The following is a 10,971-nucleotide window of genomic DNA, read 5'->3' as shown; positions in this document are numbered from 1 at the left end:
ATCGCATCAAGAAATGCGCCTGGAATGACGACTACCTCATCAATGCCATCACTCATATGCGATAGCCCTGCCGTGAACGGGGAGAGGGGCGCAGCTTCGGCATCTACGCAACCATTCAATGGACCTATGCCATGCCCGCCTATACCAACACAAAATTGCGTAGCATCGCCCGCACGCCGGCCAGGCTGGCGCCGCCGGTCTGGCTGCCGCAGCGCCCGTTCGTGCGTGAGATCCACGGGCCCGACGGCGAGGCCCTCAAGGTGCCGGCGCCGCGCCCCGCTGCCGCCGTCGGACGCCAGCCGCATGTCGCGGCCATGCGCTTCATCGACTGCCTGTTCAACCGCTGCCGCGCACCGCTCGATCTGACGCTCGAAGAAGACCCCGAAAACGACGCGCCCGGCAGCCGGCCGGGACTGGAGATGCTGTGCTGCGGCCTGCGCACGCGGCCGCTGGAAAGCTACTGCGCCTATCACGCGGCGCGGTTCTGCGACCATCGCCGTTCGGCTCTCGCGGACGCAGCGTGAGCGGCATCGGTCGAGATTCTTCACGCCAGGCACGGCGGTCTGGTTCCTCTCCCACTCCGTGGGGCGAGGAACCCAGATCCTGCGAAGGCAGCAATCAAACGAGGAGCCACAGATGAGCAAGAAGACCGCCCAAAAGGCCAAGCCGCCCAAATTACCCACGGGCGAGGCCGAGCAGGTGCGCATCCGCAAGGCGGTCGGCCATGATTTCGCGCTGAAGGACGATGCCTTCGGGCGTAAGCGGCTGGCGGCCGGCACGCTGGAGGCGAGGCGCGTCTATGAGGTGTCCAATAACGGCCACACCGCTACCGGCGGCATCGTGCGGGTGCGCAATGTCGATCCGCTGATCGGCATCACCTCGCTGTCGCGCCAGCAGCGCGAGGCGGGCATGCGCTATCGCGAGGATTTTCGCGTCTCGGCGCAGGACGGCGTCAAGCCGATGGCGCTGACCGAGCGCGTCGACGGCGGCCGCATCGGCGGCGGCGTTGCCGACCGCATCCTGTCCGCCGGCCGCGCCTATGCCGACGCCACCAGGGCGCTTGCGCATTGGGAGGTATCGGTCGTGGTGCAAAAAGTCTGCTGCTATGGGGAAACGGTAAAAAGCCTTGCCGCGCAGACGGGTGAGCCGCGGGATGTGCTGTCGAAACTGCTCAAGATCGGCCTCGACTTGCTGGCGGTGCACTACGGAATGATGTTGATGCGGCGGCCGCGGGGGTAGGGCGCCAACGGATGGGGCGCCGAACCCATGGGTGAATCATGCTGGAGGCGAAGCTCGATCCGCCAGCATCCTCCAATTGAAGGGCGCGGGTTTCCCGACCGCCTGTTACGCTGCGCCATTGTTGGTAGATCACAATGCCAAAGATGCCGCAAAACGCTCATTTCGCAGATACGGCGCCGACGTCTTCGGCGCTGACCGCCTATGACGAGCACTGCATGCTGACTTACATGCGGCTGCTCGATGCTTCGGCGGACGGGGCCGATTGGCGTGAGGTCGCCCACAGCGTTCTGCACATTGATCCGGAGCAGGAGCCGGAGCGGGCATTCCGGGCCTGGGCGACGCATCTTGCACGTGCCCGCTGGATGACCGGGGTTCGTGTGCATCGGCATAATAGCGGTACAGAATGACGCCGGAGATTTTTCGTGGAACTGCCATCCCAGTCTGCCCGTTTAGACAGGAAACCAACTGGGAAGCGCCCGATGAACGCTTGGCGAATCAATACCTTAGAGGCATGCTGCCTGCTTGCCGTCCCGCTGTCGATGATCCTTACAGTTCTGGTAGCGGGTTTTATCCTTGGCTGAATCTGCACTGTTCAGTGAAGGAGACGCAACCGACACGCGTGGCGGCACCGGCGCGAGTTGCGCCTCAACCCTCGCATTCATCGCGCGCGACACCCACAGCGACGACCAGAGCGATCCTGCCTCTCAATCCTTGGCGCGCTCCACATAGGCGCCATCGGCCGTCATCACCACGACGCGGGTGCCGGCGGTGATGTGCGGCGGCACCAGCGTGCGCACGCCGTTGGACAGCGTCGCCGGCTTATAGGACGAGGACGCCGTCTGGCCCTTGGTCACCGGCTCGGTCTCGACCACCTCAAAGGTGGCGCGCTGCGGCAGCACCAGCGAGATGGCGATGCCATTGTGCTGCGAGATCTGCACCGCCATGCCTTCCTTGAGATAGGGCGCCATCTCGCCGACCACGCTTTCCGGCACCGCGACCTGGTCGTAGCTTTCCGGGTTCATGAAATGATAGCCTTCGGCGTCGTGGTAGAGGAAGGTATGCTCGCGCTCCTCGACATAGGCGCGCTCGACCTGCTCGGTGGTGCGGTAGCGCTCCGAGACCTTCACCCCGTCGGAGATGCGGCGCATGTCGAGCTGGGTCACCGGCGTGCCCTTGCCCGGATGGATGTTTTCGGCAAAGAGGATCACATAGAGCTTGCCGTCCTTTTCGACGACATTGCCTTTGCGTAGGGAACTGGCGATGACCTTCACGGGCTTTATTCCTAACAGCGTTGACTGGCCTGGTGGCGCCTGCTGGCGCAAATCGGCTGCGGGAGCCGTTCGGTGCGGCCTAGCGCATCTTTGCGGCAATCGCCAGTCCTCGATGCGAATCCTGTCGTTATGATCGCCGCCTCGCCCTGGTGGACGCCTGATGTTCACGCCGACCGGCGGCCGCGGCTGATCCTGCGCAATGCCATCACTGCGGCCCTGCGCGACTGGTTTGCCCGCCGCGACTTCGTCGAGGTCGAGACGTCGGCGCTGCAGGTCTCGCCCGGCAACGAGGCGCATCTGTCGGCCTTCGCCACCGAGGCGATCGGCCCGAATGGGCGGCACCTGCCGTTCTATCTGCATACCTCGCCGGAATTCGCCTGCAAGAAGCTGCTCGCCGCCGGCGAGAAGCGCATCTTCAGCCTGAGTGCGGTCTATCGCAACCGCGAGCGCGGCCCGTTGCACCATCCATCTTTCACCATGCTCGAATGGTACCGGGCCGATGAGACCTATGAGAGCCTGATGCGCGACTGCGCCGGGCTTGTCGCGTTGGCCGCCGAGCGCGCCGGCACGAAACGCTTCGTCTTTCGCGGCCGCGAGGCCGATCCGTTCGCCGAGCCGGAACGGTTGAGCGTCGCCGAAGCATTTGCGCGCTATGCCGGCATCGATCTGTTGGCCACAGTCGCCACCGACGGCAGCACTGATCGCGAGGCGCTGCACGCGGCTCTGGTCCAGGCGGGCTTGCGCACCGCGCCCGACGACAATTGGGCCGATCTGTTCAGCCGGGTGATGGTGGAAAAGATCGAGCCGGGGCTGGGGCAGGGGCACGCCACCATTCTTTACGGCTATCCGATTTCGCAGGCCGCCCTTGCCCGACCGAGCGCCGATGACCCGAGGACCGCCGAGCGCTTCGAGCTCTATTGCTGCGGCGTCGAGCTGGCCAATGCGTTCGGCGAGCTGACCGACGCCGCCGAGCAGCGCCGGCGCTTCATCCTCGAGATGGACGAGAAGCAGCGCATCTATGGCGAGCGCTATCCGATCGACGAGGAATTCCTCGCCGCACTGACCATCATGCCGCAAGCGAGCGGCGCCGCGCTCGGTTTCGACCGGCTGGTTATGCTGGCGACGGGGGCGGGCAGGGTCGAGGATGTGATGTGGACGCCGGTGGCGGGGTGAGGCGAGGCCTGCGCGCTACGGTGCCCCCCTCTGTCCTGCCCTCTTTGCCAAAAACTTGGCATCTCCCCCACAAGTGGGGAGATTGGCAGTTCCGCCGACAGCGCCTCTTTTTCGAGGTTGGCGATTGGCGAAATCAAGGATGACGGCCGATCTCCACCCAAGTGGGGGAGATGTCCGGCAGGACAGAGGGGGCGCCGTAGAGCGCCAACCTTGCCTTTATTTCCAGCTCCACCCCTACTGCCCCATCAGCAAAGCGACGATCAGCCGCTGCAGATTGCCGCGCGGGGCGAATTCTATCCGGTCGAAATCGCGGCTTGCCTGCCGCTGCGCCTGGGAGAGTTCGGCAAGCCGGCTGGTCATTTCGGTCCTGATCTTTTTGCAGCCGGGATCGCCGGGGACGGACAGGCCGATGGTCGCCGTCTCGATCTTGCGGACCATGTCGACGATGATGTCGCCATGCACCTTTTCGTGGGCGGCGAGGCCGGCGGCGAAAACGTCCCAGCTCTTCTGCACCGCGGCCGGCGCCGGCCCGGATATTTGGGGCAAGGTATAGGTTATGATGAGTTTTGGCCGCGCCGACACCAGCACGCAGGCATTGCCTTGCCGCTGATAGTCTCTGACCCAGGTCAGCTTGAAATTGGTATAGGCCATGGCGCGGACCCTGCTTTTGCCGATCGTCGGACCGCGCTCGCCCATCGAGGCATGGAGCTGGGGACCAGTCTGCCCTGAAACGGCGTAGGTCTCGACCTTCTCGACCGGCTCCCAGCCCGCCTGCGCCGGCGATGCCAGCAAAATGGCCAGGAGCAGGTACGTCAGAACGGCTGTTTTCATGCGAATCCCTGTTTCATGCGAATCCCGGGGCGATGCCTTTGGTGCGCTGAGATCATCAACGCATGGCCGGAATGCGGTCAAGGCGCACTTTGCCAAACTCGCCGTTCGCATTTTCGCGTCCGAAAGAACCAATCAACGGCGATGTGCCGCAAACTCAATCCGCTTGGCGGGCTCGTTTTGGAATGTTCTCTCTCATGAGACTCTATAAACTTAGTAGAGTTAATGCAGACAAGCGATTTGCGAGGAGCCAAAATGTCGAAAAAACTGGTGGTGGGACTGTCGGGTAACCTAACCCGTCCGTCGAAGACCAAGGCGTTCGTCAGCCACATCGTCGCGGAGATGGCGAGCAGCACGGGTGCCGCCTCGACCGTTTTCGACTTAGAGGATCTCGGTCAGTCGTTCCCGCTGGCACGGCGCATCGGCGATTTGGATCCGTTGGCCAGGAACATCGTCGAGCGATTGCTGGCCGCCGACGTTTTGGTGGTTGGCTCTCCCACCTTCAAAGGCAGCTACACCGGGCTTTTCAAACATTTCTTCGACCTGCTCGACCCGTCGTCCCTGCGGGGAAAGCCGGTCATCCTTGCTGCGACCGGCGGCGGCGATCGTCATTCGCTGGTGGTCGAACATCAGCTGCGGCCGCTGTTCGGCTTCTTCGAGGCGCTGACCCTGCCGACCGCGATTTATGCCTCTGACAAGGACTTTGCCAACGGCGTGCTGGTGTCCGAAGCCATCCATGCTCGCGCCAGGCAAGCGGTCGCCGAAGCGTACCGCGCGGTGCCACGCAGTGTCGGTATTGCCGCCTGAACACGCCACCGGCCCCTGTCCTCAACCCTTTCCGCACAGCTCAGAAGGAACCCGCAATGACCAGACCCAGCAAGTCCAGGCAGATCAAGCTTGGTGCTTTCCTGCCCGGTGGCGGACAGCATATCGCAGCGTGGCGCCATCCTGACGCGCCGGCCGACGGCGCGACGAATTTCGAGTTCCACAGGCAGCTCGCGCTGACCGCCGAGCGCGGCCTGTTCGATGCCTATTTCCTCGCCGACAATTTGACCGTCGGCCTCGGCGCCCGCGAAGGCGGCAATGCCAAGATCGCCGGGTTCGAGCCGGTGACGCTGTTTGCCGCGTTGGCGCCGCTCACCACGCATCTGGGCTTCATCGCCACCGCCTCCACCACCTATGAGGAGCCCTATACGCTCGCCCGCAAGTTCGCCTCGCTTGACCTCCTGTCGAATGGCCGGGCCGGCTGGAATGTCGTGACTTCGGCCGGCGACGAGACCGCGCGCAATTTCAACCGCGAGACGCAGCCTGCCCACGCCGAGCGCTATGCCCGGGCGCATGAGCATGTCGAGACCGTCAAGGCGCTGTGGGACAGCTGGGAAGACGATGCCTTCATCCGCGACAAGAAGTCGGGGCGCTTCTACGACAAGGACAAGCTTCACGACATCGACCACAAGGGCCGGCATTTCAGCGTCAAGGGTCCGCTCAATGTGCCGCGCCCGGTGCAGGGTCACCCGGTGGTGGTGCAGGCCGGGCAGTCGGAAGACGGACGCAAGCTCGCCGCCCAATCGGCTGAAGTCATCTTCACCGCCCATCAGAACCTGGCCTCGGCGCAAGAATTCTACCGGGACATCAAGGCGCGCGTGGCGGCAGTCGGCCGCGATCCCGGACAGGTGCTGATCATGCCGGGCGTAGCACCCTTCGTCGCCCGCACAGAAGAGGAAGCCCATGCCAAGTACCAGCAGCTGAACGAGCTGATCCTGCCCGAGGATGGCGTGGCCCTGCTCAATGGGCTGGCCGGCCAGACGCTCGACATCAGTGGCTACCCGCTCGACGGACCGCTGCCGCCGAGCAAGGAAACCGAAGGCATGAAGAGCCGCCAGGCGCTGATCCGCCAGATTGCCGACGAGCACAACTTCACCATCCGCCAGCTCTACCAGTGGGTGGCGACGGCGCGCGGCCACTACACCATCATCGGCAGCGCGGCGCAGGTCGCCGATCAGTTGGAGGAATGGTTCGGCAACCAGGCCGCCGACGGCTTCAACATCCTGCCGCCGTGGCTGCCTGGCGCGCTCGACGATTTCGTCGACCTGGTGATCCCCGAGCTGCAGCGTCGCGGCCTGTTCCGCACCGCCTACGAAGGCAGGACGCTGCGCGAGAATCTCGGCCTCAGGCGGCCGGAAAATCCCTGGACCGCCGCCCGCTCCAAGGTGCTGGCGGCTGAATAAATTCTCTTAAAGCGAAGGGGCAAGACGATGAGTTTGCAACACATCGAGCAGTCGGTCACGATCCGTGCACGTGAAGACAGAACCGGCCTTGGCGCCGATTTCCCGCGCCTGGCCAACCGCACTGTCATCCGCTTCCTGTCCCGCTACGGCATCCTGATCGCCTTCCTCGCGATCTGGCAGGTGTCGAGCCGCGCGGGATGGGTCAACCCCGCGGTATTGCCGCCGATCGACACGATCGTCTCCGCATTGTGGAACGGTCTGGCCGGCGGCACCTTGCTTGGCGACATCGCCATCAGCCTGCAACGCGCCGGTCTCGCCTTCGCTGCGGCGGTGGCGGTTGCCATCCCGCTCGGTCTGTTCATGGGCCAGGTGCGCGCCGTCGAAACCGCGCTTGATCCGATCCTGCAGGTTTTCCGGCAGACCTCGGCGCTGGCGCTCTACCCGGTGTTCATCCTGCTGCTCGGGCTGGGCGAGGCATCAAAGGTCTTCGTCATCTTCTGGGCGACGCTGTTTCCGCTGCTGCTCAACACCATCAGCGGCGTCAAGCAAGTCGATCCGAAACTGCTTGAAATGGCCCGGGTCTATGGCGCCACGCGGCTCACCGCGTTTCGCCGGGTCGTGCTTCCGGGAGCCGTCCCTTCGATCTTCGTCGGGTTGAGGCTGAGTGCGACCACGGCGCTCTTGTTGCTGATCGCTTCCGAAATGATCGGCGCCAACAAGGGCATCGGCTTCCAGGTGATGAACGCGCAGTACAACTTCCAGATCCCGCTGATGTTTGCAGCGATCGTCATCCTTGCCGGCCTCGGCCTGATCGCCAACCAGGCGCTGGTCAGCCTGCAGCGGCGGCTCTGCCGCTGGAGCAGTCCCATCGACTGACCAGCACCATCCTCTCCAACAGGCCCATCCTCCAACAGGCCCATCCTCCAACAGGCCCCATCCTTCAACAGGAAAGACCCGGACCATGCCAATCACTCGCCGAACCCTGCTTGCGGGCGCTCCCTTTGCCGCCGGCATCATCGCCTCCGGCCTGCCTCGCTTTGCCGTCGCGCAAGCCGCGCCGCTCACGTTGCGCTACCTCGCCAGCCGTGGCAGCATCTCGCCGCATGAACTGGCGGACGCGCTCGGCTATTTCAAGGACGTCGGCGTCAAGCTTGAGAATGTCGGCTACTCCAGCGGCGGCCCGGAATCGCTGTTCGCGCTCGCCTCCGACAGCGTCGATCTCGGCTCGGCCGCGACCGCTGCGGTGATCAATTCGATCTCCGGCGGCAACGACTTCGTCGCTGCCTATCCAAGCAACGGCATCAACGGCCAAGTGCGCAGCGTCTTCTACGTGCTGGAAGACAGTCCGATCAAATCGATTGCCGACATCGCCGGCAAGACCATTGCGGTCAACACGCTCGGCGCCCATCTCCACTACACCGTGCGCGAGGCGCTGCACGGCGTCGGCCTGCCGCCGGATGCCGCCAACCTCGTCGTCGTGCCCGGGCCGCAGCTTGAACAGACCTTGCGGTCACGCCAGGTCGATATTGCGGCACTGGGCTACTGGCAGGCGACGTTTGCCGGCGCGCTGGTCGACAAGGGCGGTGTGCGCGGCGTGTTCAACGACACCGACGTGCTGGGCGAACTGGCCGGCGGCTTCATTGTCCTGCGGCGCGACTTCATCGCGGCTCATCCGGATGGCGCCCGCAATTTCGTCGAACAGTCGGCCCGCGCCGCCGACTGGTCGCGCCAGAACCCGGACGAGGCGCGCAAGGTGCTCGCGGAGATCCTCGACAAACGCGGCGAAAACGGCGAACTGGCGCGCTACTGGACCGGCTTCGGCCTGCGCGAAGGGGCGAAGGCCGACGACCGCGACATAGATTTCTGGGTCGGCGTGCTCGAGCGCGACGGCCGCCTGCCCAAGGGCAGGCTGAAAGCCGCTGATATCCTTTACCGGCGCGGCGAAACGAAAACCAACTGACCGGGAGACGAGCCATGGCCACCACAAGCGGCGGCGAGGTCACGATACGCGACCTCTCCAAATCCTTCACCCTTGGCGGGCGCCCGCTTGCCGTGCTGAGGGCGCTCAACCTCGACATCCGCTCCGGCGAATGTCTCGTCATTGTCGGCGCCAGCGGATCGGGCAAGACCACGCTGCTGCGCATCCTTGCCGGGCTAGAGGCCGCCGACAGCGGCGGCGTCGCGATCGACGGCAGGCCGGTCCATGGCGTCGGCTCCGAGCGCGCGGTGATCTTCCAGGAACCGCGCCTGCTGCCTTGGCTGACGGTACTCGGCAACGTCGCCTTTGGCCTCGAAGTGCGGGGCGTGCCCAAAGCGGAGGCCGAGGACAAGGCCCGCTTCTATACCGCGCTCGTCGGCCTAGCCGAATTCAGCGATGCCTATCCCAGGCAGCTTTCGGGCGGCATGGCGCAGCGCGTCGGCATTGCCAGGGCCTTGACCGTGCAACCTGAAATCCTGCTGCTCGACGAGCCGCTAGGCGCGCTCGACGCCATGACCAAGATCGGCATGCAGGAGGAACTGGCGCGCATCTGGAGCGAGGAGAACGTCACCATGGTCATGGTCACCCATGATCTGGAAGAAGCGATCTATCTCGCCGACAGGGTGCTGATCCTGCCCAGGGAGAAGGGCGGCACAGCACGGCTGGTCGAGGTTGAACTGCCGCGCCCCCGCGATCGCAGCGAAAGCCGCTTCGTGCGCTATCGCGAAGAACTGCTGCGCGAGTTTGGCTTGCACTGAGACAGCGGGTGAACGGCGCGTCGTTGCGCCGCGCTTACTTCTGCGCCGCCACCTTCGAGAACAGCGCGCGCTCGATCGGCGGCTCCAGCGTTGCCGCAAAGGGCGTTGCAAGGTGGTGGCGGTCGCGGAAGGCCAGCATGCCGTCGATGAACACATGGCAGGTGGTCTGATCGCAAAAGCGGTTCGTCATGTCGAGATAGGTGGCGTTCGGAATGCCGCGCACGATGTCGCGCTCTTCCTTGGCGAAGTCGTCGTTGGCGGCGATCACCCTCTGCGTGTCGCATGCGGCCGGCGTCTGGCCGCGCCACAGGGCGCGTGCCACGCATTTGTCGGCATTGACCGCGACCCCGATCCCGGCCTGACTGAACGCCCCCAGAGTCCAGCGCAGGCCGCTGCGCCACTCCTCGTTCCAATTGGCATGCTTCTCATCGGGCGATTCCCGCATCATATTACCCATCGAGAATTCCGAGATCACGACCAGGGTCGGATGCAAGGCAATGATGTCCCTGATCGACTGCTCGCGCCATTGGTCGCATTCGGTGTAGTCGCGCTTCAGCCGCGAGTTCCAGGTCGTCACCCGCGAGGCGCGGCAGGAGGATTTCAGATAGGTGACGACCCGGTAGTTGTTCTTGCTGGCCGCCTTGATCAGCGGCGTCGACCAGTGGTCGGCATGCGAATCGCCGAATAGCACCACCGAGTGCTCGGCATCTTTCGCGCCAAACACGCAAGGGTTCGGCTTGATGGTTTCCAGATCGAGCACGCAGCCGGCGTTGGTCGCGCGCACCGTGGAACTCTGCGCCGCGCTGCTTGCGATGACGCGCTGTTCGGGGCTGAGATTGTGCTCGGCAAAGCGCGCGTTGCCATAGGCCACGACCACGCCCGCACCGGTCAGCATGACAGCGGGAACGAGCGCCCGCGCCGCTCCCGCCATCAGCCAGCTGTTGCGGCGAATTGGGTTTTCGATGAAATTATAGGTGAAGAGCGACAGCGCCAGCGTCAATGCCGCGCAGGCAAGCCGCCCGGGCCAAGAGAGGTCGGGCACCATCATCGTCGCATAGACGATGACCGGCCAGTGCCACAGATAGAGCGAGTAGGAAAGCTTGCCAAGCCACTGCATGGGCGACAGCGACAGCACACTGATCGGTAGGTTCTGCGCCGCGCTCCGGCTTGCACCGCTGCCGCTGAGCAACACCAGCACGGTGCCGGCGACAGGCACCAGCGCAATCACCCCGGGGAAGGGGGAATCCTCGCTCACCATGAGATAGGCGCCGGCGATCAGCGCCAGGCCGAGACATGACTGCGCTGCGCTGAGCCGCGGCCGGTCCCGCCAGAATCTTGCCGGGGCCATCATCGCCAGCCCGCCGGCGGCGAACTCCCAGGCCCTGAGCGGCGAGAAATAGAAGGCCCAGGGCTGCGCCACGGTGGTGAGCCAGGCGCAGACGGCGAACGACACCGCGCCGGCGAGGCCGATCGCCAGGATCGCCATGCGCTTGCCT

12 protein-coding genes are annotated in these 10,971 nt (G+C 64.6%); 9 read left to right on the top strand and 3 right to left on the bottom strand.

The window, feature by feature from the left end:
- The first annotated feature begins 131 nt into the window (after nucleotides 1–131).
- From NMG70_RS28780 to NMG70_RS28770, 3 genes are all read left to right on the top strand, one after another.
- Complete coding sequence (locus tag NMG70_RS28780) at nucleotides 132–524, top strand: hypothetical protein (protein ID WP_367185613.1); 393 nt, start codon at nucleotides 132–134, stop codon at nucleotides 522–524.
- Between the two features lie 112 nt (nucleotides 525–636).
- Entirely contained in the window at nucleotides 637–1,239 is a 603-nt protein-coding gene (locus NMG70_RS28775; protein WP_254027625.1) for a DUF6456 domain-containing protein, read from the top strand.
- A gap of 134 nt (nucleotides 1,240–1,373) precedes the next feature.
- The gene (locus NMG70_RS28770; RefSeq protein WP_436798481.1) at nucleotides 1,374–1,646 is read left to right on the top strand and encodes a DNA -binding domain-containing protein; all 273 of its coding nucleotides are present in this window, start codon (nucleotides 1,374–1,376) and stop codon (nucleotides 1,644–1,646) included.
- Nucleotides 1,647–1,943: 297 nt separating this feature from the next.
- Here the strand turns inward: NMG70_RS28770 and efp are convergent, their stop codons facing one another.
- Nucleotides 1,944–2,510 carry an elongation factor P gene (gene efp / locus NMG70_RS28765; RefSeq protein ID WP_254027624.1) on the bottom strand — a complete coding sequence of 189 codons (567 nt, stop codon included), beginning with the start codon at nucleotides 2,508–2,510 and terminating at the stop codon, nucleotides 1,944–1,946.
- A 129-nt stretch (nucleotides 2,511–2,639) separates the two neighbouring features.
- Here efp and epmA point away from each other — a divergent pair, with 129 nt between their 5' ends.
- Nucleotides 2,640–3,683, top strand: coding sequence for an EF-P lysine aminoacylase EpmA (epmA, locus tag NMG70_RS28760; RefSeq protein ID WP_254027623.1), 1,044 nt, complete (start codon nucleotides 2,640–2,642; stop codon nucleotides 3,681–3,683).
- 234 nt (nucleotides 3,684–3,917) lie between these two features.
- Here the strand turns inward: epmA and NMG70_RS28755 are convergent, their stop codons facing one another.
- Entirely contained in the window at nucleotides 3,918–4,514 is a 597-nt protein-coding gene (locus NMG70_RS28755; RefSeq protein ID WP_254027622.1) for a DUF922 domain-containing Zn-dependent protease, read from the bottom strand.
- A 252-nt stretch (nucleotides 4,515–4,766) separates the two neighbouring features.
- On the opposite strand from NMG70_RS28755, the gene msuE reads away from it, so the two are divergent.
- The 5 genes from msuE (at nucleotide 4,767) to NMG70_RS28730 (ending at nucleotide 9,475) form a co-directional block, all read left to right on the top strand.
- Nucleotides 4,767–5,318 (top strand): FMN reductase, encoded by a 552-nt coding sequence (gene msuE / locus NMG70_RS28750; protein WP_254027621.1) that lies wholly within the window; start codon nucleotides 4,767–4,769, stop codon nucleotides 5,316–5,318.
- Between the two features lie 56 nt (nucleotides 5,319–5,374).
- Nucleotides 5,375–6,739: an LLM class flavin-dependent oxidoreductase gene (locus NMG70_RS28745; protein WP_254027620.1), complete on the top strand. Its 1,365-nt coding sequence runs from the start codon at nucleotides 5,375–5,377 to the stop codon at nucleotides 6,737–6,739.
- A gap of 27 nt (nucleotides 6,740–6,766) precedes the next feature.
- Nucleotides 6,767–7,615: an ABC transporter permease gene (locus NMG70_RS28740; RefSeq protein WP_254027619.1), complete on the top strand. Its 849-nt coding sequence runs from the start codon at nucleotides 6,767–6,769 to the stop codon at nucleotides 7,613–7,615.
- An 85-nt stretch (nucleotides 7,616–7,700) separates the two neighbouring features.
- Nucleotides 7,701–8,699, top strand: coding sequence for an ABC transporter substrate-binding protein (locus NMG70_RS28735; RefSeq protein WP_254027618.1), 999 nt, complete (start codon nucleotides 7,701–7,703; stop codon nucleotides 8,697–8,699).
- Nucleotides 8,700–8,713: 14 nt separating this feature from the next.
- On the top strand, nucleotides 8,714–9,475 hold the full coding sequence (locus tag NMG70_RS28730) for an ABC transporter ATP-binding protein (RefSeq protein ID WP_254027617.1): 762 nt from the start codon (nucleotides 8,714–8,716) through the stop codon (nucleotides 9,473–9,475).
- 34 nt (nucleotides 9,476–9,509) lie between these two features.
- Here the strand turns inward: NMG70_RS28730 and NMG70_RS28725 are convergent.
- Nucleotides 9,510–10,971 (bottom strand): acyltransferase family protein (locus tag NMG70_RS28725; RefSeq protein ID WP_436798480.1); only part of this gene is annotated, 1,462 nt, incomplete at its 5' end.

It is taken from the genome of Mesorhizobium ventifaucium, assembly GCF_935822925.1.
Lineage (GTDB): Bacteria > Pseudomonadota > Alphaproteobacteria > Rhizobiales > Rhizobiaceae > Mesorhizobium > Mesorhizobium ventifaucium.
Note: the sequence above shows the minus strand (reverse complement) of the source record. Positions and strands in the feature narration are given on the sequence as shown.